The sequence below is a fragment of the Bacillus sp. Marseille-P3661 genome, from assembly GCF_900240995.1.
Taxonomy (GTDB): Bacteria; Bacillota; Bacilli; order Bacillales; family Bacillaceae_J; genus OESV01.
The window spans coordinates 1-26256 of sequence record NZ_LT965957.1 but is presented as its reverse complement, the minus strand read 5'-3'; the positions used below and the strand labels follow the sequence as shown (position 1 = coordinate 26256).

Genomic DNA, 26256 nt, shown 5'->3' with positions numbered 1-26256 from the left:
AATTTCTTTTTATGTTCATAAAATATTCAAATTTTATGAAAAAACATCCCCCCTTTTTCTGCAAAGATCGCTATCTATAATATGAGAAAAACTTTATATAAAGAAAGGGCTGTGATGAGGGTGGCAAAGTATAGAATAGTGCATACTGATTTTTGGAAAAGTCCGATGGTTTTAGAAGAAATGACGCCGGAGGATAAATATTTTTATCTTTATTTGCTTACAAATCCGCATACGACTCAAAGTGGAATCTATCGAATTACGAAAAAACAAATGGCATTTGATTTGGGCTATTCGATTGAGAGTGTTCATTCATTAATGGTGCGATTCGAGGAACACCATATGTTGATCCGTTACAATCCTGAAACCCGAGAACTCGCGATTAAAAATTGGGGGAAAGAGAACCTTCATAAAGGCGGGAAACCGGTTATGGATTGTATTTTTTCTGAATTGAAAGATGTCGAGGATATCACGCTTATTCAATATGTTTCGGAGTTTATACATAAACAAGAGATTAAAAGTTTATATGAATCTTTTTGTAATCATAAAGGAATGATCTTTGATACGGATTGCCAAGTTCAGGATGAAAAAGATCCTATTGTAACCCCTTGTGAACATTCTGACGATACGTTGCTTTGTCCTGATACGATACGTGGGCAAAAAGAAAAACAAAAAGAAAATAAAAAAGAAAAACAACAACAACAAGAAGCGTTCTATCAAAATATAGAGAACANTATTGTAACCCCTTGTGAACATTCTGACGATACGTTGCTTTGTCCTGATACGATACGTGGGCAAAAAGAAAAACAAAAAGAAAATAAAAAAGAAAAACAACAACAACAAGAAGCGTTCTATCAAAATATAGAGAACTATCCAGATATAGTGAATCCATTACAATGCAATCAAAAAACAGAGGATGTGAAAGACATTATCGAGTTTTGGGATGGTAATGGTTTTGGTTATAGTAACGTCAATGCGAAACAGCAACTGTTATCTTGGTTGGATGATTCTAGTTTTTTACAACCGAAAGAAATGATCTTAAAGGCCATGAATATCGCCTGTGCTAATAACAAACGAAGGCTGAACTATATTGTCGGTATTCTGAAAAACTGGGAAAATGAATCACTACTTACCGTAGATGAAGTGAATTCGTATGAAGAAAAGCAAAAGCCTGTTGTTAAAAACCGGCATTCTAACGAATCGGTTACTGGAGGTAGAGCGATTCCAAGGTGCTTTGAACTTGACCTAACGGCAGGTGAAAAAGAATGAGTATGGTGGAAAAAGTGTTCTTGGGGAGCTGCCGATTATTGACTGAAGGATACGGTAATTCAAGCAGAGCAGTTTGAAAATACATGGCATAAAGAATTAATGATAAGAATGGTGGAGCTCAAGCGGGCTGGTAAGACGATTGTTTTCATTTCATTTCATTCATTTATTAAAGGGTAAGAATATTCATTAGATGACGATATCTCCCAAATCGACCTACATCAAGTTGATTATCATAAAGTCGTGGAAATGGTGGAAAAGGATGTATTAGGTACTCATAGGGTAAACATCTACTCCATGAAGATGGACGAGAAAGCTTCTGTCTTCATCTATGCCAGAAGTCAGGATGAGGCCACCCATATCTATATCCATCATTTCAGCACCTTCCAATGAAATGTCACGAATATCCGCTAGAATTTGAGATTGTTAGAGGAAAGCTGTGATTTCGTTTCAGGAAATGAGGAAGGAATTTAAGAGTTTTCCAGCAATAGCAGGGTATTTTATAAAGGGGAAGTAATCGATAAGTGAAGAAGTAGTATAAACTTTAGCGATTGTTGGGCTGATATTATGCAGGGGTGGGTGTTAAAGTAACCTATACATACTATAGGTAATTTATGGGGATGTTATTTTTAGTATAACTTTTTTGGAGGTTACTTATGGAGGAAATGGGAAACCAAATTAGGCTCACAGCTGGTGAACTTGCTCAACTTTGGATTCAATACTTAAATGATAGCTCTAGCATATGTATTCTTTCGTTTTTTTTAGAAAAAGTTGAGGATGAAGAAATTAAGCCAATCATTCAATTTGCTTTAGAGTTATCCAAGTCGCATATCAAAAAAATTACAGCTATTTTAACAGAGGAAAAAAATGTAGTTCCATATGGTTTTAGTATAAAAGAGGATGTAGACTTATCGGCTCCTAGACTTTTTTCTGACAGCTTTGTACTGAATTTTATTAATCAAATGTCTAAGATTGGACTCACAGCATATGCTGGCAGTGTAACAGCATCTGTAAGAAATGACATTAAAGACTATTATCTGGATTGCCTTGCCGAAACAATGCAATTATATAAAAATTCAACGGATTTATTATTGTCAAAAGGATTATTTATCAGGTCTCCCAGCTTGCCTAATTTAGAGAAGGTTGAATTTGTGAAAAAGCAATGGTTTATGTTGGATGTATTTGGTGAGAAAAGACCATTAACTGCTGCAGAAGTAGACAATTTATTTTCCAATCTCCAAAGAAACGCTTTAGGAGTTGCGACACTCACTGGATTTAGTCAGGTTGCACAAAATAAGGATGTAAAACAATTCTTTTTAAAAGGTTTAGAAATTGGGAATAAACATATTAAATTATTTAGAGGTAAGTTAGAGGAAAGTAAACTCCCTGCACCTATGGGGTGGGATTCGGAAATAACTAATAGTACAACGTATACATTTTCTGATAAACTTATGATGTTCTACACATCTGGTTTGATTGCTTTGAGCATAGGGTATTACGGAACAGCTGTCAGTCAAAGTCCTAGAGGTGATATTAGTGCAATGTATAACAGGCTGTCCTTGGAAATTCAATTGTATGCTGAAGATGGAGCTAATATTATGATAAAAAATGGCTGGTTAGAACAGCCTCCAATGGCATCGGATAGAGATGAACTAGTAAGGAAAAAGAAACAATTATAAATATATTTAAAGTCCTTCTGTAAATAAGCAAAAGGACTTTTTTCATTTCCATTAGGATTGATGTATCAGCTTTCTTAATATATTGTGAAGGGTTTCGTATTAATTAAATGAGTCGATAGCAGAACAAAGCTGTCGCTCTTTCAACTCTTGGGTGGTTAGTTTTACAAGGAATAGAGAAAAAGAGCATAGTTGAGCTGCTTATAACAATGCAAAAATATACTATAAACCATTAAATCGTTAGTTGTAAAATTACATGAGAACTGGTCACAGTTCATCAGATACCACACTATGATAAGCCAAAATTACTTATGAACAGAAACGTGAACAGCATAATAAGTATTTAATTCAATAGATATGTTTGTCGTTCGACTGATATTGTACAACAAGCACATTAAATGACTTAAAGAATGCGCTTTGTTAAACTCATAGTTGGAGAAAGTTCATATTGGAGTGTTTGAAATGTTAATCGGTCATATTAAAGAAATTGTTCGGCATCCGGTGAAATCTTTTCGTGGAGAAAGTGTACAAAAATCCAAAATAATGGAATATGGTTTATATGGTGACCGTAGCCATGCTTATTTAGATGAAACAAAAGAAGGGGATTTCTTAACCATAACGCAATTCCAAGAAATGGTTCGGTATCAAGCAAGATTTGTGGGAGAAGAATCAATGGATCAATATCCTAAAGTTGAAGTAACCACGCCTGAGAGGAAGGTTTTTGTTTGGAATGATCAAGAATTAATTAAAGAAATGGAAAACAAATCGAATCGAAAAATTGCTACTAGGGAATATACTCCTACACACGTACCCATTGGACCAATTGCAGTAGAACATGTTCTACTAGCAACAGATGCTTCATTAGAAAAATTGCAAGAACTATGGGGGAAAGACGAAGTTGATTCGAGACGGTTTCGTCCTAATTTATTAATTTCATTAAAGAATAAGAAACCTTTTATTGAAGAAGAATGGATTGGGCGACGTATTAAAATAGGCACTAAAGTAGAGATGAAATTTGTAGGACATTGTAAAAGGTGTATGATTATTACTGTTAATCCTGATAGCGCCGAACGGGATCCAAGTCTACATAAAACGGTGATAAAAGAAAGAAACAGTAATTTTGGCGTTTACGCTTCTGTGTTAAAAACAGGGGACATTCATGTAGGTGATGAAATTTGTCTTCTTGATTGAGTTTAAAAAAAAAGAATATGGAGCTGAACTCGTAGCAATTCAAGAATTATTAGGGCATAGCTCGCCGGATACTATACTTTGGTTTGCAATGATAACTCATGAAAGAAAACGTGAGCAGCATAAAGGTATTTAATTCATTAAGTGGGATTGTTATTAAACTACTCAGTAAATGTAAAATTGGCTTGTATGAGTTCAATACCGAACTCATACCAGCCAAACAGCTATAATTAAAACCCTAACTTTTTGGGATGTGGGTATTTGTTATTATCTATAAGCACTATCGCATGTATTAGCCTGTGGTTCATAATAACAATGTTGTTTATATTGTCCCGCAAATGGTTGGCTGTACCATGTAGGAGGACATGGAGCATAAGGATTAAAGTACCAAAGAGCATACTTAGAAGGATGTTGTCTCCAAGATTTTACAACTCTACGTGCTAATTCTCTCTCTACCTCTCTTGCTGGGCTATAAAATAAACTACCTTTTTGTACTGCTTCAAAAGAATAGTTTCCACCTTGAACTTGAAAAATTACATCCCGTATGGTCCTTACATCCCTAAAATCTAAACAATCCACTACTGCTCGATTTACAATAACATTCCCAACCATAAGCATCCCTAGTCTTCCTTCACCCTCGGCTTCTGCCCTTATCATCCTTGCAATTAAATCAATATCCTTGTTGGTATATTTTACCCTTGTCACGACCATCACCTCTAAAATAATTGTATGAAAAAACCTTTGAAATTGTTAACCTTTCGTAATTTTTTCTGATTGGCTACAGCCACTTTAACAACATAAAAATATTTTGTTAAATATACCGAAGTAAAAATATTTAGATATGATAAAACATTTTAGGAGGTAGTCCCTTATTCTGTTATTCAAACAACAAGGGGAATATAAAATTATTTGGGAAGACTTATGCGTGCTGAAACGAAAGGTGAATTAATAATGTGTAGGGTAAATCGAGCAAAATCTCATTGGCTTGATTTTAAAGATATCAAACAAAATCTGAGTTGGTTATCCATTAACCGGGAGAGATAACTAAACAAAGGGGCTACTTTTATCAAGAAACAAATGAAATGGATATTAGATTAGTGATGGATGTAATAAAAGAAAAAGATATCGCTGGGGCAAGAAAAATTTTAATGCGAGATATAGAAGAAGATAAATAAACTTAAGCCCTAACGGCGAAGAAAGTGAAAAAATTGTTGAATGGGAAACAATAAAACGATTAAGTATAGAAAGTAAATAATAACCTTCAATTAAATGCATAATTCTTGTTATAGGTGCTAGTTATTTTGTAAGCTTATTTTACAACAAGCTTTTTAATTAAGCTTTAGTTTGGGGGTGTTCATTTGGTAAAAGCTATAAAGATTATCCTTGGTATTTTAGGGGCTATTATATTGGGACTAACCATTCTTGTTGTGACCTTTATATTTAGTATGAAACCCGATCCTGATAAAGAAATGATGATAAAAACTGAAGCAGAGCAGTATATAAGTGAAAATTTTAACGAGCATTTTGAGGTTTATGATACTTTATTTGATAATATGGGCAACTTTGAATTTGAATATGCAGCAAAAGCACGAGATCGACAAAATGGCATTGAGTTTTATGTTTTTCACGATTCCGAGAGTGAAACTGGGGAATTAGTGGACACGTATATTGCCAATAAATGGGAAGATGAGCTGCTAGGTCAATTGCGGCCGTATATAAACCAACATTTTAAAGACGCTAGTGATTGTTATGTATATATTGAAGATAAAATAGGCAAAAGGCTCCAAATTGATTCTCACAATTCTGAAAGCTATAAAGAATATGATATTAACCCAATTATACGAATGACTTTTCCACGTAAAAAAAGTGACATAGATGATGAAAATTTTAATGCATTTATCACATACCTTCAGAATAAAGACATTGTTAAGCATGGTACGCTAATTGTAGCTTATATTGCTGAAAATGGTGAAATATTAGAGCCGGAAGAATGGAGTAAAGAATTTTAATACAAATGGCTATTTATGAACGATTTCTTCAAAAGTAGAAATCGTTTTTTTTGTATATCAAAGGAAACTACTCCAGCATTTTGATCTAATTAAAAAGATCCTAACTGCAAAAAATAGTAATTCAAAAGCATCTAACATTAGGGAGGTTGAAGTAATGCCAAAAGTAGAAGTTTCTTGTGCTATTTCAAACTGTTCATTTTATGGCGAAGGCAATGTGTGTACAGCTGAAAAAATAATGGTTGAACTAGATAATCATGCAAGATATGATACTGAAATGTCTTCCGAATTAGGTGAAAAAAATCATATAGACGAAGCATCGCAATCAGCAGAAACATGCTGTAAAACGTTTAAACCAAAAAAGAAATAAGTTATTTTCTAACCCACCGTGTTAATTTCTGATATACGGTGGGTGGGTTACTTTAGCTGCTGTTACATATTGCTTAGTGTTTTTTTTAATTCATATGAGTTTTGATAGCGGACATACAATGCGTTATATTATTAAAAATGGGGTATTCCCAAGGTTTTGTGGACAAATAATCCCTTATTTCTCGGATTTTCAAGTCATATAGTGGTTTTTAGGCTGAATAACGAACCAGATGTCCGCAAAAGTAAAACAGACTAGGTAGTAGGCTCTTTAAACCCCTTTGTAACGTTACTTAGGGAGCAATTTGTAAATTAACTCTTTCGATAGCGGACATACAATGCGTTATATTATTAAAAATGGGGTATTCCCAAGGCTTAGCGGACAAATAATCCCTTATTGATTAGATTTTATTGTCATATAGTGGTTTTTAGGATGAATAACGAACCAGATGTCCGGTAAACTTGGGAAATCGCCAATAAACTATGGAATAGCGCACCAAATGTCCGCAAAAGTATACCATTCTAGGTAGTTTAATAAAGTACCATACATTAGTACAGAAATGCATTAATTTTTTTCACGTTTTAACCCTTCAAATAGGGGAAAATGACCGGTAAAAAACTAAAGATAATGCTTTGAACTATTTAAAAATTTTGAATATAATTAGATGAATCCTCATTTTTCGTAATTTAGGAGATCAAGTCTTTGAATAATTATCTTATAGTGCTGTTTTCTTTTTTAGTATCTACCTATACGTCCGTTTGGACATTTAAGAAGAAAGGTAATAAATGGATAAGTTTGATTTGGGCATTAGGAGTAAATGTATTCATCTTAATTCTAGCAACATTGTTGTATTATTACCTAGACGATGAATCCAGATTGTTTGGCTTTGCACATTCAGATATATATGTTTTGATTTTGGCAATCCCAGTAGTTACATGGAGTAATTTTTTTGTTCTTGAATTTGTGAGAAACAGAGGAAGATACAAGTAGGAAAGTTAATTAAGAGCTTGGATTTCAAGCTCTTAATTTGTATTTTTTGAAGTAATAACCTTAACTAGAAAGGCTAATGGAGGGTGTACGCCTTCATAAGTATCAGGGGCCATCTTAATTCCTTCGCGACAAATTTCAACAGCACAACTATAAATTTTTATAGATGTACATCGTAAACTGCTACCTGATTTCGGCCGTTAGCTTTGGCTTTGTAGAGGGCTTTGTCAGCCATATCTATAAACTTCTCAATCTTTTCGCCGTTGTATACAGCGATTCCGATACTTATAGTAATTACAATGTCCTTTTTATTATAGCTGAATGTTGTATTTTCAATTATTTTTCGAATTCGTTCAGCAATGATTTTACCTTCTTCAACCGTAGTATTCGGTAAAATGATAGCGAATTCCTCACCACCAAATCGAACATATGCGTCTGATCCTCTTACATTTCTTTTGATTATAGTAGCGATATGCTTAAGTGCTTCATCCCCACAAAGATGCCCGTAAGTGTCATTCAGTTTTTTAAAATGGTCGATATCCAATGCCATAATGATTAAGGGCGATTTTGACCTTTGATTTATTTGAACTGCTTTTTCTAAAAATAAATCAAAATATCTGCGGTTATAAATTCCAGTTAATGAATCTGTTATGGTTAGTTCTTCTACCTGTAATAAAAGTTTATAAGATTTATTAATGAAGTAACCGATCGTTAAATGAATGGACCAATTAACGAGCGAACTTAAAATAAGGGGCGTCATACTAGCTACATCAATATGTAGGTCATGAGAAAATTCTGTTGCAAATTTTAATGCGGTATAGAATATGGCAGATCCAATGATTACTTTCCAATTAGGATATAAATTCATAATTAGTATACTTGGGATTAGAAATAGGCTCCAAATAAATTGGTGAGTTATGCCCATTTCCTCAATCCAAACTGCATCTAGTAGAATAGGGAAAGCAGTGAATAGAATAAGAACAGACCAGTAAATGCTTTTTTGTTTCAATTCCTTCTAGTTCTCCTTTCATCAGAATAGCAGTCATGCAATAAACTGATCTGGGTAGGTTGTTTTTTGTATAAATTAATTGTTATTTTCTTAGCTAAAGTATACACAAAAACATGTCTGTGAGATACCACTTTTTAATATAGAAATGTTATAAATATTAGAAACCATAAAATGGATTTACTACGCAACTGATAATATAATAGTATCATTTAATACGCTAAGCGGCTGTAAATGGGTAGTTACAATCTTTAGCTACTTAAATATACGTTTTTCGAGTAGTGTTAACTAAGAATAGTATGATAAAATATAGTAACTTAAAAATGTGGTAGGTTTTAGGACCTACCTAAGTATATCTATTACATTATAGGTGTGATCTGATGATAAAGAACTTTTTCCTAGATAATTCAAAAAAAAATCAAATTCAAAAAGAAGTCTTTCAATATGTCAGGAATTTTGGCCCGATTTCAAAGTCTCAATTATTGGAGAAACTTAAAATAAAACAAACACCCTTAGCTCGAATCATTATAGAGTTACAAAAGAGGGGATTTATCAAGGAAAGTGGCCTAGGTGAGTCAGAGGGGGGTAGACGGCCTGTGCTATATAGTATTGTGCCAGATGCCGGTTATATTTTTGCTGTACATATTATTCGAGCGCAAACAAAAGTCGTATTATATGATTTGCTGCTTAATAAAGTAGAAGATGAGTCTTTTAATATGACTCCAAATCATACGCCAGAGATTGTAATTAGCTTGGTAATTCAGATTATTAAAAGATTTATTGAAAAATACCGAATCCATTTTGACCAGCTTTTAGGAATTGGTATTAGTACAATTGGCCCGTTAAATAAAGATCAAGGTATTATTCTTAATCCGGATGCATTTTTCTCTTCAGGTTGGGTAAATGTGGAAATTGTTAGAATGCTAGAGGAAGCGTTTCCTGTAAGAATCATTCTAGAGAATGCTGCAAACACTGCATTAGTAGGGGAATTTAAACATGTTTCACTTACAGATAAAAATTTACTCTATATTATCAATAGCTGGGGATTAGGTTGTGGTGTCATTACAAATGGTGAGGTAAACTCAAAAATCGGTGAAACTGGCGGATTTGGCCATATGGTCATCGATAAAGAGGGCAGACCATGTTCTTGTGGAAAAAGAGGTTGCTTAAATACGTACACATCTATATTTTCGGTTATTCATTCGTTAAAAGAAAATACCGATTTGTTTAACGACATTAATTGGAAAGAACTTTCAACCCAGGAAGTAATAAAATTATTAACAAATCACTTTGTAATAACATCAAAGATTATTCTTGAATCCGCAGAGGATCTCGGAATTGGAATTGCAAATATGGTCAATTTATTAGGTTCGGAAGTTGTTTTTATTAGTGGTCCGCTTGTTTATAATTATCCAAACTATTACGAAACCGTAAAAAATGCAATTAATGCCAATTTAAACCAAGAGAGATCTGTTTCTTTTAGCCAAGGAACTTTGAAGGAGGAGGCACCCGATTTGGGAGCGGGATCAATCGTGTACGACTCATATTTTTAATTGTATAAAGATCGAATCAATTTAAATAAAATTAAAAAAATTCAAAATTTTTTTGAAAACTTCTAACCAAAAAAGTTAAAAGTGTGATATTATAAATCTCAGATAGGAAAAAAGGGGAGAATTTGAATTCAGGAGGTGCTATTTACTTTCAAAAACCTTTGAGATTAACTCTAGTATTGCCAATTATAATTATTCGATTACTTTTAACCAAAAAAGTTAAAAGTTTAATCAAAAACAAAATGAAAGCGAATACATAAAAGGGTGTGTGTATAATGAGTGATGTGAAGATAATTATGCTTGGTACGGGAAGTCCTCGACCAGATATTGAGCGCGGGGGATCTGCACAAGTATTATTAATTGATGCATTGCCTATTTTGGTTGATTGCGGTGAAGGAACTACACGACAACTAATGAAGGTGGGGATACCTCCTGAAACAGTTGAACATCTTTGGTTCACACATCTTCATTCAGACCATGTTATGGGATATTTACAATTTTTACTTGGCGGCTGGACGGCAGGGCGTAGCAAGCTTACAGTAGTAGGACCTAAAGGTACAAAAAATTTCCACGAAACGATCATGAATTTGTTTGAGGAAGATATCGTATACCGCACTTCTTTAGGAAGATCGCCAGAAGGACTTTTAGATGTCAATATTATTGAAGTGGAGGAAGCAGGTGAAGTCCCAACTGATTTACCTGTAAAAGTCACAGCAGACCAAATGATTCATAACGTTCCTACATTTGCGTATCGTTTTGAAATAGAAGAGACAGTTGTCGTATTTTCAGGAGATACAGCGCCAAATGAAAGAATCATAGAATTATCAAGGGATGCGGATATTTTAATCCATGATGCTGCTCTTGCAAAGAATGCAGCTTACAAGCCGCCATTATCACCAGAACGACAAAAAATGTGGGATAACTTGCAGAAAGAACATTGTACCCCAGCTCAAGCTGGAGAAATCGCTTTTAAAGCTGGGGCTAAGCAATTAGTTTTAACACATTTTCTGCCAAAGATTGATTTGGAATTAGCTTATCAAGAAGTTTCTGAAGTGTATAGTGGTTCAGTTATTGTCCCAGAGGATTTACAGGTAATCCCTGTAAAGAAAAGACTGAAAATTTAGTGAAGTCAAAATATATTTCTAGGAGGATGTATATGCAATTAACTTTTAAACGCTTTTCAGTGGTTTTATTTTCGTTATTACTACTTATTACCGCAGCAGGATGTGGTAATTCTCAGGAGCCAGCAAGTGCTGGTGACAATGCAGCCCCAAAACTAGATTATCCAAAGAAACCTATCAATATTATAGTTCCTTTTGAAGCAGGAGGAGTGACAGATACAGTGGCACGTACTGTTGCAGATGTTTTGGGAAAACATTTACCTAAAGAAGTAGACATTGTGTCTGTAAATAAACCGGGAGCAGCTGCTGTTGTAGGAACCACTGAGGTTATTAATTCTAAGCCTGATGGATATACGATCGGATTTGTACCAACGGGTCCTTTAACCATACAGCCGCACTATGGTCAAACCTCTTATGAATATAATGATAGTACGCCCATTTCACGTGCTATTCAAAGTGATTTCTTACTAGCTGTTAGAGCAGACGCACCTTGGCAAACTTTTGATGAATGGTTAACTGATGTTAAGGAAAACTCAGGGAAATATTCATATGGAAATCCAGGTGCAGGTAGTACACCAGAAATTGCGATGGAAGCATTAAAGATGGAAGAGAATTTTGATATTAAAGCTGTTCCTTTTAAAGGGAATGCACCAACTAGAACAGCCTTATTAGGTGGACATGTTGATGCGATGATAGCTACAGATTCTGATATTATTCCTTATGTTGAAAGTGGAGAATTAAGAGTTTTATTAAATTTTGGTGAGAAAAAGTTTGAAGAGGCACCTAATGTTCCGACTGCCAAAGAAAAGGGTTACGATTTGAATATGTCTGTTATGTTCCTTTTCATAGGTCCTAAAGATTTACCGGTAGAAATTCGAGATACATTAGATCAAGGATTTAAAAATGCATTACAGGATGAAGAGCTCATCACGGCTTTTGAAAAATTAGGAGTAGAGCCTGATTATGAAGGACCTTATAAAATAGTGGAGCTATTAAATAAGGAATATGAGCTTGTTGGCAAGGTAATTGAAGCGGCTGGTATGGGGAAATAGATTAAGTGATTATAAGGATGATAAAACCTTTCAAATCAAATGTTCAACACATTTTCTAACATAAATTTAATGGCTAGTAACTGTCGGATAAGGAAAAATCCTTATCCGGCGGTATTTCGATAAAGGGGGTATAAATAATGTCTTTATTGTTAAAACGCACTCTTCCGCATGTTCTTATGACTATTTTTGGAATGCTTATTTTATTAATTATACCATTTCAAATAAGTGAAGTTACCGATACAAATGCGGGGCCGCGCTTTTTTCCATATGTTTTAGCCATTTTGATTACAATTTGTAGCGGAAGCATAGTTATCTCCGAATTTATTAAAAATCGTACTCAAGTTAGCAATGTTAAAAGTGGTGAGTTCAAGAATAAGAGGAATTTTAAGAGTGTTGTTTTAATAGTACTATCCTTAGGATTATGGGCGTTATTATTAGAGTCACTAGGCTTTATCATCTCAACATTTTTCTTAATGGTCACTTTAATGGTTCTTATAGGTAGCAAAAAGAAGTCGAATATTATTTTTGTATCGCTTGTGTTCACAGTTATTTTATACAGTCTAAATCGCTTCGTAATAAAAATCTATCTTCCAGAAGGTTTATTTTTATAAAATTTTAAGGAGGTACCTATGGGGAATGAATTATTATTTGGTTTAACACAAGCTTTAGCATGGCAAAACCTAATATTCATGCTTATCGGGGTTTTAGTCGGAATGGTGGTTGGCGGTCTTCCTGGCTTAAGTGTCACCTTAGCGGTAGCACTAATGCTGCCCTATACGTTTGGTCTTCCACCTGAGACAGGAATTCTGATGTTGATTGGTGTTTATTGTGCGGGAACATATGGTGGTTCGATCGGCGCTGTCTTATTGAGTACTCCAGGTACCCCTGCATCTGCGGCAACAGCAGCTGACGGTTTTGCTTTAGCCAAAAAAGGGAAGGCATCACAGGCATTAAATATGTCTTTGTACGCTTCAGTAGCCGGTGGATTAATAAGTGGTATTATTCTGCTTTTTGCAGCGCCACAAATTGCGGAATTTGCTTTAAGATTTGGTCCTCCTGAATATTTTGCACTTGCATTTTTCGGATTATCAATAATTGCGGGTGTAAGTGGAAAATCATTAAGGAAAGGTGTTGTGATGGCAGCCATTGGCATGCTGGTAGCAACTATTGGGATGGATCCAATAAATGGTAGTCAAAGGTTTACCTTTGGAAACAGCTACCTACTATCTGGCATCAATTTATTACCTGCTTTAATCGGTCTTTTTGCTATTTCCGAGATATTGAATCAAGTTGAAAAAAGGATGAAGAGGATATCAGTTAATACAGAAGTAAAAAAAGAAAAGTTTGGATGGAAAAGTTTAAAACCATATCGGAAAACAATCATAAAATCGAGTTTAATTGGTAGTATCATTGGCGCAATACCTGGAACAGGCGGTAGTATTGCTGCGTTTATAAGCTATAATGAAGCTCGTCGAGTATCAAAAGATAAAGAAAGTTTTGGTCAAGGAAGTTTGGATGGAGTTGCAGCTTCGGAGTCTGGTAATAATGGTACAACCGGGGCAACGCTTATTCCTATGATGACATTAGGTGTCCCAGGTGACGTTGTAACTGCCGTACTTCTTAGTTCGTTATTAATCCAGGGACTTCAACCAGGACCACAGTTATTCGAAACCCATGGTGATCTTGTCTATACCGTAATGGTCGGGTTTATTGTTGTGAATATTATCATGTTTATTGTTGCGAAACTTGCAATACGTTGGTTTGAAAAAATAACGCTAATTCCATCATCTATTTTATTTCCGATTATATTAGTATTTTGTTTAGTAGGTTCATATGCCTTTGATAACTCTTTATATTCTGTATGGGTGGCAATCATCTTCGGTCTATTAGGTTACATTTTACCGAAATTTGGTTACCCGGTCGTTCCTTTATTAATTGCAATCATTCTTGGGCCCATGGCTGAGGGGGCATATCGACAATCACTAGTATTATCAGAAGGAAGTTTAATGATATTCTTTGAAAGACCAATTTCAATCATATTCCTTATACTTGCTGCGTTATCCTTCATAGTACCAATTTTTAAATCTTGGAAGGATAAGAAAAAAAACAACGATATTAATGATATGCAAAATTCAAAAGTAATTTAGTCATTTTTTGATAAACGAAAATAATATTGATCACTTTGATAGCTCTTAACTTTATTAATGTTGGGAAAAAGCGCTAACTTTTGACTAAATTGGTTAAAAGTAGGTGAGGCTCAACTTATAAATATCAGAATATTAAGGTAAATATTTGTAGGTAAAATAAATTATTTTGATCTAAAACAATATGCTTTGTGCTTAGTTGTAGATGGCACAATCATTCTATTAAACCTTCAATCCTTATTTGAGAAATATTACTAGAAAGGATGAATAAAATGAGTGAAAAAAGTGAATTTCAAGGAGTAATTGCTGAGACTGTCGACGATTCAATACCTTGGTGGCCAGTTGAGGACAATAAAAGAAAAGATGCACCAAATGTAGTACTTATTATGTTAGATGATTTAGGTTTTGGACAACTAGGGTGTTATGGTTCAACTGTTGACACACCGAATATTGATAAATTAGCCGAAGAGGGTCTTCGTTATAATAATTTTCACACTACAGCCATGTGTTCCCCATCACGTGCTTCTTTATTAACTGGTCGCAATCCCCACTCAGCGGGTGTTTCTTTTGTGACTGAAGTAGATAATGGTTTTCCGAATGGTCGTGGAAAAGTTCGAAAAGACACAGCGTTAATTAGTGAAATGCTATTGGAGGAAGGCTATAATACATTTGCTGTTGGTAAATGGCATCTTGCTCCTGCAAAAGAACAAAAATTTACAGGACCTTTTGATGGCTGGCCATTAGGCCGGGGATTTGAACATTACTACGGATTTATGCGAGGAGCAACCGATCAATTTTATCCAGAATTAGTAGAAGGAAATAAGCGAGTTCCTCAGCCTAAGAGCCCTGAAGAAGGCTATCATTTAACAGAAGATTTAACGGATAAGGCTATTGAATATATTAAAATGCAAAAATCGGAAGAGCCTGATAAACCGTTTTTCTGTTATTTATCCTATGCAGCACCGCATGCTCCACATCAAGCGCCACAGGAATATATCGAAAAATATAAAGGGAAATTTGATAAAGGCTGGGATCAAGTGAGAGAGGAATGGTTCTTGAGACAAAAGGAACTCGGGATTATTCCACAAAACGCAGTATTACCTCCTAGTAATCCTGGAGTTAAACCTTGGGCGGAGCTAGAAGAAGATGAAAAACAGTTATTTGCCCGAATGCAGGAAGCGTTTGCAGGTTTTTTAGAACATACTGACTATCATATTGGAAGATTTATTCAATGTTTGGAAGAATTAGGACAGATCGATAACACTTTGGTTATTTTCTTGTCTGATAATGGTGCATGTGGTATGGGTGGTGGAGAAGGCATGCTAAACAATTGGACCCCAACAACCAATGCCATACCAGAAACGTTTGAAAGTAAATTAGCTCGACTTGAGGAAATTGGCGGACCCAATGCAAAAAGTCATTACCCTGCAGGTTGGGCACAAGCTGGGAATACACCTCTTAGATGGTATAAAACATTTACCCATGCAGGGGGTGTTAGATGTCCGCTAATTATTAGCTATCCCAAATTGATAAAAGATAAAGGTGGTATTCGTACACAATATCACCATATTACTGATATTGTTCCTACTATACTAGAGTTAATTGATGCGAAAGCCCCTGAAGTATATAAGGGAGTTCCGCAAAAACCGATATATGGAACAAGTCTATTGTATACCCTAGAAGAAACGGATGCTCCTACTCGAAAGAAAGTGCAGCATTATGAGATTGTCGGGAATCGCGGGATTTGGATGGATGGTTGGAAGGCGGTTGCACGCCATGTAAAAGGAACATCCTTCGATGAAGATGTATGGGAGTTATACGATGCTCAAAATGATTTCTCAGAGATTAACAATTTAGCAGAAACGTATCCTGAAAAGTTAAAAGAGCTTGTAAGCCTTTGGTGGCAAGAAGCAGAGAAATATGATGTATTTCCACTTGATGGTCGAAGTATAGCTGAAAAATTAGAAAGAAAACCGAGTCAGAACGGACCCATACACCGTACGTACTATGCGGAATCTGCTTTATTTAATAGTTTAACTGCTCCTGATTTACGCGATAAGTCATTTAAAATTCAAGCTGAACTTGATCGTACATTAAAAGAAAATGGTGTCATTGTCGCTCATGGTGACAAATCAGGTGGTTATTCACTTTTTATAAAGGATAATTATTTAATCTTCCACTACAATATGTCCAATGTTGTGCAAATGACGATTAAATCTGAAAAAGAACTACCAAGCGGACCTATTACAATTGAATTTTTATTGATTAAAACCATCGAAGACCAAGGGTTTGGAAAATTAGTTGTCAACGGTGAAATAATAGGAGAAGGAACTCTTTCTTATATATCTGTCCTTGGTTTTTCGAAAAGCTTATTTTGTATTGGTAAGCTAGAGGGTGGTTCTATGAGTCCGGAATTCGAGTCACCATTTGAGTTTGAGGGAAACGTAAAAAAAGTAACGTATACTCTTGGTGGCTATGAAGAAGACCTTGAGGCACATGTTCGAGAAGAATTATTCTCTGAATAATTTTTAGTGCTAGTAAACTACGATGCAAATGTTTTTGAAAATAGTGGGTTGGCTAATGATTAAAGCAGGGGGTACTGCTTTGAATAAATGAAGGAAAAGTAAATGCTGTTTTGGCATTTGCTTTTTTTGTGAAATTCCATCTATAAATACAATTTATAATATAGGGGTTATTTCATAGGATTTTAAATAGAAACGGACAGACTGAAATGATAAAATATAAAAATCTAGAGGATAGGGGGATATAGGCAATTGAATAAGGTAGAAATAATAGCACGTAGAATACTAGGCTGGAAATTAAGTAGTTGGGATAAATGGTATGATCCTGAAAAGGGGATTTTTATATATGTTTCTGAATTTCAACCTGAGCAAAATCTTGATCATGCGAAACTAATTGTTGAGAGATTAGAGAAACTTGGCTTTACATGTACGAAAAAAGAAACAAATGAAGTTTGCTTTAATGATGTATATGCCACGGGTGACACGCTCGAAGAGGCTATTACGAATGCAGCCTACCTCATTGCAGACAATAGTTCAATTGCAGATGAATGGCTATAGGATAAAGCAATTCTGTAACCCACAACAACTGAAGAAGGAGTTGTGGGTTTTGTTTTTTTTATGAGTGATTTACAAGCGGACTCAGGATGCGTTATATCTAATGTCTGGGAGTTTTCCGGACATATAATCCTTTATATGTTAACCATTACCGCGAATTAGTTAGTTATCTATTAAATAAGAACCTATTGTCCGTTCGTTTGGAGAGTTCCTTTATTACGATTTTTTCCACAACTATCTTCTAAAAAGTTTAAGAATAACAACAGGAATCCACATTGACTGCTTTTGTTGTTCAAAAACTCACTAGTAAATCAGTTATTCCACACACTAAACCAATGTATAAATCCGCAATGATTACAAACAAAACAAAACTTATATTTGATTTCTATAATTTTTTGAACATAATTCCAATTCTGTTGATAAATACTACACTTACTATTTGAATTTTTGTACAGGGTTAGGTGGGAAATGTTTAGGAAGAAAAGAGTACAACAACAATCTAATAGAAGTTATGAAACTGTAGAAAAAACGTTAAGTGAAGTATTTGAAAAGGCAAATAAGTCAAGCGATTTTTCGACCATCTCACCATTAGAAAGCCCTGATTCGTTATTAATCAGTTTTTATAAAACATTGATTGATCCAGACATTCTTCAAAAGTCGATTTTGCCTTATTTAAAGGAAAAGGCCTCTGCAATAAAAGAACTTTCTGATTTAAAGAATATTGTTCCAATAGATAGTATTAAAATCATAAAAGATCCCATAGAGGTTGAAAAAGCCCTACACGATGGAGCTATTGTTATTTATTTTAAAGACAAAATAGAGGAATACGCACTCCTTGATATTAGTTATCCAAGATTGGGTCAACGTGAAACAAATGATACACAAAATGAATTTAGTGTGATTGGACCTAAAGTGGGTTTTATTGAGGATCTTTCCACTAATCTTCATTTAATAAGAGATCACCTGAATACCTCGGATCTCATTTTTGAAGAGATTATGGTTGGTTCAAGAGCAAAGACAAAGGTAGCGCTCGCATACATAGATGGGGTTACCTATCCAGAATATGTAAACACGGTAAAACAGCGACTTATAGAACTTGATATCGATGTCTCGTACGATAATACACATCTTGAACAATTGATTTCGGACCATACTTCAACACCTTTTCCTTTATATATAACAACAGAACGTATTGACAGGACTATCGGAGCACTTTTGCAAGGTCAGGTTGTTTTGATAAGTGATAAATCCTCCTATGCTTTAATCGGACCAGTAACATTAATGGATTTTTTTTCCAACCCGGAAGATTTTTACCTTCCATCCATTATTGCATCGTTTTTTAAATTAATTCGGATATTCGGGATGTTGTTTTCCATTTTTGCTACTTCCTTTTATGTTGCAATACTAACCTTTCATTTTGAAGTTGTGCCGAAGGATTTATTAGGTCCTATTATCTTTTCACGGGCGAATGTCCCGTTTCCGCCTGTAATTGAGGTTTTATTTTTAGAAATTACCATTGACCTATTGAGAGAAGCGGGATCCAGGTTGCCAACAAAAATTGGTCAAACCCTTGGGATTGTTGGGGGAATTGTTATTGGACAGGCAACTGTTGAAGCGGCTCTTACAAGTAACATTTTGCTAATTTTTGTAGCACTTGCAGCGCTGTCTTCCTTTACAACACCCATCTATAAAATGTCTAATGCGGTACGGTTATTACGCTACCCTTTTATCCTACTCGCAGCAATATGGGGAGGACTAGGTATTTATATAGGACTAATTCTGTTAATTACCCATTTAGCTCGACTAAAATCATTGGGAGTCCCATTTCTACTCCCGCTTTATCCTTATCGAAAAGGTGGAGTTGCTAGTTCCTTTGTAAGGCCCAATTATTTAAAATACGATAAGCGTCCTTGGTATTTAAGACCTTTAAGTTTAAAAAGGTATTCTCCGGTTCCTAATAAAGACCCGGATGATGGTTTGAATACTGAATAATTTTTTTCTATAAAGGCTGGATAAAAAATGGGAAAATGGCGAAAGTATCACGTTTTATTCTTACTATTGATATGTATCGTTGGTCTTTTAGGCTGCGCAAGAACGAGAATCATCGACAAAATTAGTATTGTTCATGTTTTTGGGTTTGATCAAGCAGATAATGGTGACTTAATAGGAACAGTGTTAATCCCTGATTACACCATGAGCAAAGACGGTGACCAAATTCAATATTTAGAAGAGCAAGCACCAACTGGTGCTTTATTTGTACCTAAGATGGCGAAACATACTAGTACGCCAGTAGAACTGGCCAAGATTAGAGTTTTGTTATTTGGGAAGAATTATGCTGAAACAGGCATTCAAGATATGGTAGATCGATTTATTATTAACCCTCAGATCGGGACACATATACAAATTGCTGTATCTACTCATTCTGCTAGAGAAACGTTGAATACATTCAAAAAGGAAAAATCACTTACCTTAGCGGAACGGTTAGAACATAATATGGTCGGACAAATGCTGCCTAGAATGAATCTTCATACATTTTTAAATCACTTTTATGGAGAAGGAATGGATGCTTATGTTCCTTTGGTTACTATAGACGAAAAAGATCAGGTTCAGGTGGAAGGGATTGGGATTTTTAAGGATGACAAATTAGAGCTCACTTTAAACCCTGAACAAACCATCTTATTATCATTTATTGAAGATGAACGCACACAAGCAACGTATAAAATAGATCTTGATGACAAAGATCGAAGAGAAATTATAACTGCTAGGGCCTTCAAAAGTAAAAGTAAATGGTATTGGGATCAGAAAAAGGAACAATTAAATCTTAGGTTACAACTACAAACGACCCTAACTCAGTATCCAGATCGATTTGATGTTGAGAAGGCGGAAGATATAAATGAGATAAAAACAATAATTGTCAAAAATTTAGAAAAAGAGATTAGTGACTTATTGGCAACCTTTAAAGAAAGTGAAGTAGATCCACTTGGAATTGGAAATATCGTGCGTTCAAAGGATAGGAACTGGGAGGAAGAATCCTTTTATGAGCAATATCCTACCTTACCCATTCATGTAAACATTAATTTAGAAATCATACATTCTGGCCTTGAAGGCTAATTTTTAGGGTGGATTAATATGAACTCGATGGTGAAAGAAAATAAAATGGTATCGCCTTACTTTTTATTCTTTCTAATGCATTCCGCGCAAACAGGGGTAGTTGTTTTATCCTTTCAATCACATATCATTAGGGGAGCAGGCCATGAAGCATGGCTCCCTGTCTTAGCAATAGGCTTAATGATGCATGTTATGTTTTTAATGATGCTACATATCTTGAAACATTCAAGCGCTGGAGATATCCTCTCCTTCCACAGGGATGTATTTGGAAAGGTTTTTGGTGGGATTTTAAATATCATCGTAGCATGCTATTTTTCGATAGTTAGTCTATTCACGCTACATACCTATATCGATATTCTCCAGATTTGGGTGTTTGATGGAATAGCTAGCTGGGAATTTTCATTGCTCTTTTCTGTTCTTATTTTTTACATTGTTGCGGGAGGATTTAGGATTGTAACGGCAATTGCTTTCTGGGGTGTCGTTATTCCTAGTTTCTTGCTGCTTTCGCTATTATATTTATTTAATTATGTTGATCTTTCCTATCTCTTCCCATTATTTCAACATGGAGCGAAAGACTATTTTGTCTCTGCAAAAGAAGCCGCACCTATCTATCTAGGATTTGAAACTGTACTCGTTATTTTTCCATTTATTAAAGATAGAGAAAAGGCATCCAAATGGGGGCACTTAGCATTACTATGTACAACTATTTTATATACTATTATTACGATCATTACATTTGTGTTTTTTACGCAAGGAAAGCTGCAACATTTAACATGGCCTACTTTGACCATGATTAAGATTATTCAGTTTCCATTTTTAGAGCGATTTGAGTTTATTTTTATTTTTACATGGCTATTAGTGGTTATGCCTGTGATTTGCATCCTTTTGTGGTCGGCAATTAGGTCGATTAAATTAACGATCCCTAAGGCACAACCAACATATATATTAATTTGTTTAGTCACTGCTTTTCATTTTGTGAATAGCCAGTTTATCGATATAGAATTTTCACATATTTTGGCTAAAATTGTAAATAATAGTGGACTAATCTTTCTCTTTTGCTATATCCCATTACTCTTTTTGATTTCTGTTGTTAGGAATAAGATCAAAAAAATAAGAAGTCATGACAAAGGGTGATATGTTTTTACAGAAGTGAGGAAGAGGTGATTGCATATGGCATATAAAATAGGCATTGTATTGATCATAATTTGGGTTATTTATATTTTTTATGGTTTTTCCAATTATGATGAAATTATGGATGCATCTAAATTAGCCATTTTGTTACTAGTATCTTTTATAGGTATTATTCTTTTTCCAATTTATTTTATCGCGATTTATCTTATTAACACTTATAAAGAAAGAAAATTTAAAGTTTAGGTATGAAGGGGACAAGCATTTAGCCGTCCCTATCATATTGCTTTTGTTAAATTTTTACAATAGCATTAATCTTGATCTATTAATCTATTATTCTTGTAAATGATATTACATTTGTTATAATTTTTATTATTAAAATACGAAATTTTTAGTAAGTAAACAGCATTAGCTATGGCAGAGAAAGTGTTTGATAGAATAGGAAACGCTTTCGAATTCTATTTTAGACAGCTGATCTTGGGGATTTTTAACACGAAAGTTGGGAGAGGGGAAGTTAGTAATGACAAATGAGAAAGCGTGTTGTGCAGCTCGGCGGAATTCTAATCCTTTAATTATAGAAACAAAAGCAAAACAAGAACTACATGATGCGATAAGCATTCCTTTGAAAAACAAAAGTTCTTATGATGGAATGGTTTATCTAGAAGGTGGACCGTTCTTAATGGGAACGGATGATGGGCTCGGATTTCCTGAAGATGGGGAGGGGCCTGTTAGAGAGGTTACTATTGATCCTTTTTATATAGATACATGTGCAGTTACAAATCAGCAGTTTCTTGAATTTACAAAAAATACTGGATATAAAACTGAATCTGAACTATTTGGTTGGTCTTTTGTATTCCATCATTTTGTTGATTCACAAAAAGCAGAATTGATTAATGGTAGTGTTCCGCAAACGCCATGGTGGTTACCTGTTAAAGAGGCTTACTGGTTTCAACCAGAAGGTAAAGGAAGTAATATTGAAGACCGTATGGATCATCCTGTTGTACATATTTCTTGGAATGATGCGATAGCCTACTGCAATTGGGCTGGGAAAAGACTGCCAACTGAGGCGGAATGGGAATACGCGGCCCGCGGCGGATTAGTACAAAAACAGTTTCCATGGGGAGATGAATTAACTCCAAACGGCGAGCATCTCTGTAATGTATGGCAAGGAAAGTTTCCACAAGTAAATACAGCGCTTGACGGATATGCAGGTACTGCACCGGTCACAGCATATCAACCTAACGGGTACGGATTGTATAATGTATCGGGAAATGTTTGGGAATGGTGTGCAGACTGGTTTAGCCCAAATTTTCATATCAATGGTCCACGAAACAACCCTGGTGGACCTGATGGTGGGTCTATGAAGGTTATGCGTGGCGGATCATATCTTTGTCATAAATCATACTGTAATCGTTATAGAGTAGCTGCAAGAAGTAAAAATACACCAGATAGTGCTTCTGGTAATATTGGATTTAGATGTGTGAAGGATTAGTAGGATTCGTTAATGTATTATTTAATATTTATGCTGCACGATATAGAGCCGAATAGTATGGTGTGCTGCCTTTAGATGGGATGCTCGCTATGCCGTCGGGATATGGCTATAAATTTAATAAATAACCTATGTGTGTTTCTAATCCAAACACATATAGGTTTATTTTTGTTTTTTATAAACAATTTTTCTTCAAAATCATAAAGAACAAGTGTCAAAAGATGTTGGGTACTTGTAGTATTTGGCGAAAACTTAGGTGGATATGTAATGTTTATTCAAATTTAATGAGTTGATTTTCCGTTAACTCCTAAGGTAAGGATATCGAGGGATTGTTGCATTTGGAAATGCTAGGGGAGTTATCTATAGAATCTAGTTTAGTAGCTTGTTGTGCTCTTTTCTAGTATAGGAGATGGAACTTTGCTTCGGGCATGATGAAGAGGGAAGTTGTTGGGATTCTAGCATAGAAAGCTCTTCATTATGCTGATGAAAAGAAAGTTGTTGGGATTCTAGCATAGAAAGCTTTTCATTATGCTGATGAAAAGAAAGTTGTTGGGATTCTAGCATAGAAACCTCTTCATCTGGCCGATGAAGAGGAAAGGCGATCAAATTCAGGTAAGGAAACCTCTTCATCTGGCCGATGAAGAGGAAAGGCGATCAAATTCAGGTAAGGAAACCTCTTCATCGGGCCGATGAAGAGGAAAGTGAATCAAATTCAGACAAGGAAACCTCTTCATCTGGCCGATGAAGAGGAAAGTGAATCAAATTCAGGTAAGGAAACCTCTTCATCTGGCCGATGAAGAGGAAAGGCGATCAAATTCAAGCAAGAAAACCTCTTCATCTGGCCGATGAAGAGGAAAGTGAATCAAATTCAGGCAAGGAAACCTCTTCATCTGGCCGATGAAGAGGAAAGGCGATCAAATTCAAGCAAGGAAACCTCTTCATCGAGCCGATGAAGAGGAAAGTGAATCAAATTCAGGCAAGGAAACCCCTTCATCGAGCCGATGAAGAGGAAAGTGAATCAAATTCAGGTAAGGAAACCTCTTCATCGAGCCGATGAAGAGGAAAGTGAATCAAATTCAGGCAAGGAAACCTCTTCATCTGGCCAATGAAGAGGAAAGTGAATCAAATTCAGGCAAGAAAACCTCTTCATCGGGCCGATGAAGAGGAAAGTGAATCAAATTCAGGCAAGGAAACCTCTTCATCTGGCCAATGAAGAGGAAAGGCGATCAAATTCAAGCAAGGAAACCTCTTCATCTGGCCGATGAAGAGGAAAGTGAATCAAATTCAGGCAAGAAAACCTCTTCATCTGGCCAATGAAGAGGAAAGTGGATCAAATTCAAGCAAGGAAACCTCTTCATCTGGCCGATGAAGAGGAAAGTGAATCAAATTCAGACAAGGAAACCCCTTCATCGAGCCGATGAAGAGGAAAGGCGATCAAATTCAAGCAAGGAAACCTCTTCATCTGGCCGATGAAGATGAAAGGCGATCAAATTCAGGAAATGAATGCCCTTCTTCAATGTGATGAAGGACATATTCGTATTCAGCTAAAATGTTTCTAAAGAATAAATGTTAATAGAGTGCTATTAATCAAAAACAGCTCAATAGTAAGTAAAATTACATAAACCAAATTAATACAATTAGAGTTTATAAATACTGAAAACGGGTGATTATTATAAATAAAAGAGTATCTTCAGCTAGGCAGTAACCCCACTTAAAAACTTTCGAATATATATAAAATTAAAGCTTTCAATGATATGCACAAATTAATAGGTTACATTTATTTCTAGCATAAGTTTAAAAAATTTCAATTCTTTAAACATCTTTTATATGTTATACTACAAATTAGTAACAGGTCATAATACTTGATACAAGATAAGTTGAAAAAAGTTTATTTAACTCAAACCACAAATAGTACCATTAGCTCGAATTTTATAATTGAGACCGAAAGCTAATCGGTATTGGATAAATTAAAAGTATTTTTTATGGTTAATGGAGGGGTATTTTGCTAACAAATGATTTGGATTTTAGACTAGAACCGAAACTTACAGAAATATATGAAGAGCATAAAAAGCGTGCTGCCAAGATTGATTGGGGCTATCATGAATTTTTACCATGGGATAAAGCGGAGGATTTTCGACGTGTTCCTTGGGATGAAAGTCAAATTACACTTCCACCAGCTGTTATTACTGCTGTAGAAACGGCGTTGCTAACTGAGGTTAACCTTCCTTGGTTTACCTCGCATTTAGAGCAAACCTTTAAGGGCTCGTTATCGATTGTAAAAGATTTTGTATACACATGGACAGCTGAAGAAGATCAACATTCAAATTTGCTTGAGACCTATTTATTAATAACACGTAATGTAGATCCGATGAGACTACATCAGCTGAGAAAAATGACAGTTGAGGGTGGTTGGAGTCCGGACTTCCATACACCTTTTGAAACAATGGTGTATACATCTCTGCAGGAATTGGCAACGATGGTGTTTTATAATAATGTTGCTAAAGTAGCAGGTGCACACGATAAGGATTTATCCACTTTACTTCGTCGTTTAGCAAAAGACGAAACATTGCATTATGCCTTTTATCGTGATGTTATTAAGTTTCATTTACAATTAGAGCCGAATTATTGTTACTATTTAGGCCATGTAATTAAGAACTTTCAAATGCCTGGTACAGTTATGCCTGATTTTGAGGACCGCATGTCTATCATTGCTAAAGAGGCTAACTATGGTCCGTTAGAGTATTTTGATCAAGTGCTAGATGTCATTGTTGATTATTGGGAACTAGAAAAGTTAAGACCAATCGCTCCTGAAGCTGAAAAAGCACGATTGGATATTTTAAATTATCACGCTCGTTTGAAACGTATTAGAGACCGTTACAATAAAGTTAAATCTTAAAAAAATCAGCGGACAACCTCGAGGGCACTGAAAAAGTCCTTAAAATTTTAAAAAGGTATAATTCTCATATATTTGAGGAATTATACCTTTTTTCTTGTATAATTATAGTATCAATTTCAAGTGGGTGGATTGGATGATACAAAAACAAGAGATGATGAATTTAAGTCCATATATGCAAATTTATGATTTGGTTGTTCC

General features: G+C 35.1%; 22 protein-coding genes. 20 read left to right on the top strand and 2 right to left on the bottom strand.

Translation table 11 applies throughout. The annotated features are described in order from the left end of the window. Positions 1-114 precede the first annotated feature (114 nt). From C1724_RS26215 to C1724_RS25805, 4 genes are all read left to right on the top strand, one after another. Positions 115-1266 carry a DnaD domain-containing protein gene (locus C1724_RS26215; RefSeq protein WP_258000487.1) on the top strand — a complete coding sequence of 384 codons (1152 nt, stop codon included), beginning with the start codon at positions 115-117 and terminating at the stop codon, positions 1264-1266. Positions 1267-1919: 653 nt separating this feature from the next. Further along, positions 1920-2942 carry a DUF3231 family protein gene (locus C1724_RS21205; protein WP_102348790.1) on the top strand — a complete coding sequence of 341 codons (1023 nt, stop codon included), beginning with the start codon at positions 1920-1922 and terminating at the stop codon, positions 2940-2942. Between the two features lie 459 nt (positions 2943-3401). Continuing rightward, positions 3402-4130, top strand: coding sequence for an MOSC domain-containing protein (locus C1724_RS21200; protein WP_102348789.1), 729 nt, complete (start codon positions 3402-3404; stop codon positions 4128-4130). Then, positions 4105-4263, top strand: a complete 159-nt coding sequence (locus C1724_RS25805; protein WP_180994394.1) for a hypothetical protein — start codon at positions 4105-4107, stop codon at positions 4261-4263. Before C1724_RS21200 ends, C1724_RS25805 begins: the two co-directional genes overlap by 26 nt. A gap of 131 nt (positions 4264-4394) precedes the next feature. On the opposite strand, the gene C1724_RS21195 is transcribed toward C1724_RS25805, so the two are convergent. Continuing rightward, the gene (locus C1724_RS21195; protein ID WP_102348788.1) at positions 4395-4832 is read right to left on the bottom strand and encodes a cell wall hydrolase; all 438 of its coding nucleotides are present in this window, start codon (positions 4830-4832) and stop codon (positions 4395-4397) included. A 653-nt stretch (positions 4833-5485) separates the two neighbouring features. Between C1724_RS21195 and C1724_RS21190 the strand changes: the two genes are divergently transcribed. The 3 genes from C1724_RS21190 to C1724_RS21180 all read left to right on the top strand — a co-directional run bounded on the left by C1724_RS21190 (position 5486) and on the right by C1724_RS21180 (position 7490). Next, complete coding sequence (locus C1724_RS21190; RefSeq protein WP_102348787.1) at positions 5486-6136, top strand: hypothetical protein; 651 nt, start codon at positions 5486-5488, stop codon at positions 6134-6136. A gap of 154 nt (positions 6137-6290) precedes the next feature. Then, a complete protein-coding gene (locus C1724_RS21185) occupies positions 6291-6503 on the top strand; it encodes a DUF1540 domain-containing protein (RefSeq protein ID WP_102348786.1) in 213 nt (70 codons plus the stop codon). 699 nt (positions 6504-7202) lie between these two features. Next, a complete protein-coding gene (locus tag C1724_RS21180; protein WP_102348785.1) occupies positions 7203-7490 on the top strand; it encodes a hypothetical protein in 288 nt (95 codons plus the stop codon). A 157-nt stretch (positions 7491-7647) separates the two neighbouring features. Here the strand turns inward: C1724_RS21180 and C1724_RS21175 are convergent, their stop codons facing one another. Then, entirely contained in the window at positions 7648-8496 is an 849-nt protein-coding gene (locus tag C1724_RS21175) for a GGDEF domain-containing protein (protein WP_102348784.1), read from the bottom strand. Between the two features lie 377 nt (positions 8497-8873). Here C1724_RS21175 and C1724_RS21170 point away from each other — a divergent pair, with 377 nt between their 5' ends. The 13 genes from C1724_RS21170 (at position 8874) to C1724_RS21105 (ending at position 26058) form a co-directional block, all read left to right on the top strand. Further along, positions 8874-10046, top strand: a complete 1173-nt coding sequence (locus C1724_RS21170) for an ROK family transcriptional regulator (RefSeq protein ID WP_102348783.1) — start codon at positions 8874-8876, stop codon at positions 10044-10046. Positions 10047-10318: 272 nt separating this feature from the next. Further along, positions 10319-11167, top strand: a complete 849-nt coding sequence (locus C1724_RS21165) for an MBL fold metallo-hydrolase (protein WP_102348782.1) — start codon at positions 10319-10321, stop codon at positions 11165-11167. Between the two features lie 32 nt (positions 11168-11199). Then, complete coding sequence (locus tag C1724_RS21160; protein ID WP_180994392.1) at positions 11200-12216, top strand: Bug family tripartite tricarboxylate transporter substrate binding protein; 1017 nt, start codon at positions 11200-11202, stop codon at positions 12214-12216. Between the two features lie 137 nt (positions 12217-12353). Next, a complete protein-coding gene (locus C1724_RS21155; protein ID WP_102348780.1) occupies positions 12354-12827 on the top strand; it encodes a tripartite tricarboxylate transporter TctB family protein in 474 nt (157 codons plus the stop codon). Between the two features lie 18 nt (positions 12828-12845). Continuing rightward, positions 12846-14363, top strand: a complete 1518-nt coding sequence (locus tag C1724_RS21150; RefSeq protein WP_102348779.1) for a tripartite tricarboxylate transporter permease — start codon at positions 12846-12848, stop codon at positions 14361-14363. 269 nt (positions 14364-14632) lie between these two features. Further along, the gene (locus C1724_RS21145) at positions 14633-16885 is read left to right on the top strand and encodes a sulfatase-like hydrolase/transferase (RefSeq protein WP_180994391.1); all 2253 of its coding nucleotides are present in this window, start codon (positions 14633-14635) and stop codon (positions 16883-16885) included. Between the two features lie 249 nt (positions 16886-17134). After that, a complete protein-coding gene (locus C1724_RS21140) occupies positions 17135-17440 on the top strand; it encodes a BC1872 family protein (protein WP_102348777.1) in 306 nt (101 codons plus the stop codon). Positions 17441-17905: 465 nt separating this feature from the next. After that, a complete protein-coding gene (locus C1724_RS21135) occupies positions 17906-19429 on the top strand; it encodes a spore germination protein (RefSeq protein WP_102348776.1) in 1524 nt (507 codons plus the stop codon). A 27-nt stretch (positions 19430-19456) separates the two neighbouring features. Beyond that, the gene (locus C1724_RS21130; RefSeq protein WP_102348775.1) at positions 19457-20548 is read left to right on the top strand and encodes a Ger(x)C family spore germination protein; all 1092 of its coding nucleotides are present in this window, start codon (positions 19457-19459) and stop codon (positions 20546-20548) included. A gap of 18 nt (positions 20549-20566) precedes the next feature. Continuing rightward, on the top strand, positions 20567-21679 hold the full coding sequence (locus C1724_RS21125; protein ID WP_102348774.1) for a GerAB/ArcD/ProY family transporter: 1113 nt from the start codon (positions 20567-20569) through the stop codon (positions 21677-21679). 36 nt (positions 21680-21715) lie between these two features. After that, entirely contained in the window at positions 21716-21919 is a 204-nt protein-coding gene (locus tag C1724_RS21120; protein WP_102348773.1) for a hypothetical protein, read from the top strand. A 274-nt stretch (positions 21920-22193) separates the two neighbouring features. Beyond that, on the top strand, positions 22194-23165 hold the full coding sequence (locus C1724_RS21115; protein ID WP_102348772.1) for a formylglycine-generating enzyme family protein: 972 nt from the start codon (positions 22194-22196) through the stop codon (positions 23163-23165). A gap of 1999 nt (positions 23166-25164) precedes the next feature. Further along, positions 25165-26058: an acyl-ACP desaturase gene (locus C1724_RS21105; RefSeq protein ID WP_102348770.1), complete on the top strand. Its 894-nt coding sequence runs from the start codon at positions 25165-25167 to the stop codon at positions 26056-26058. The last annotated feature ends 198 nt before the right edge of the window (positions 26059-26256 follow it).

Coding starts and splice junctions, on each gene's coding strand:
- C1724_RS21205 (WP_102348790.1), top strand. CDS start 1,920: ATGGAGGAAATGGGAAACCAAATTAGGCTCACAGCTGGTGAACTTGCT.
- C1724_RS21200 (WP_102348789.1), top strand. CDS start 3,402: ATGTTAATCGGTCATATTAAAGAAATTGTTCGGCATCCGGTGAAATCT.
- C1724_RS21185 (WP_102348786.1), top strand. CDS start 6,291: ATGCCAAAAGTAGAAGTTTCTTGTGCTATTTCAAACTGTTCATTTTAT.
- C1724_RS21170 (WP_102348783.1), top strand. CDS start 8,874: ATGATAAAGAACTTTTTCCTAGATAATTCAAAAAAAAATCAAATTCAA.
- C1724_RS21165 (WP_102348782.1), top strand. CDS start 10,319: ATGAGTGATGTGAAGATAATTATGCTTGGTACGGGAAGTCCTCGACCA.
- C1724_RS21160 (WP_180994392.1), top strand. CDS start 11,200: ATGCAATTAACTTTTAAACGCTTTTCAGTGGTTTTATTTTCGTTATTA.
- C1724_RS21155 (WP_102348780.1), top strand. CDS start 12,354: ATGTCTTTATTGTTAAAACGCACTCTTCCGCATGTTCTTATGACTATT.
- C1724_RS21150 (WP_102348779.1), top strand. CDS start 12,846: ATGGGGAATGAATTATTATTTGGTTTAACACAAGCTTTAGCATGGCAA.
- C1724_RS21145 (WP_180994391.1), top strand. CDS start 14,633: ATGAGTGAAAAAAGTGAATTTCAAGGAGTAATTGCTGAGACTGTCGAC.
- C1724_RS21135 (WP_102348776.1), top strand. CDS start 17,906: ATGTTTAGGAAGAAAAGAGTACAACAACAATCTAATAGAAGTTATGAA.
- C1724_RS21130 (WP_102348775.1), top strand. CDS start 19,457: ATGGGAAAATGGCGAAAGTATCACGTTTTATTCTTACTATTGATATGT.
- C1724_RS21125 (WP_102348774.1), top strand. CDS start 20,567: ATGAACTCGATGGTGAAAGAAAATAAAATGGTATCGCCTTACTTTTTA.
- C1724_RS21120 (WP_102348773.1), top strand. CDS start 21,716: ATGGCATATAAAATAGGCATTGTATTGATCATAATTTGGGTTATTTAT.
- C1724_RS21115 (WP_102348772.1), top strand. CDS start 22,194: ATGACAAATGAGAAAGCGTGTTGTGCAGCTCGGCGGAATTCTAATCCT.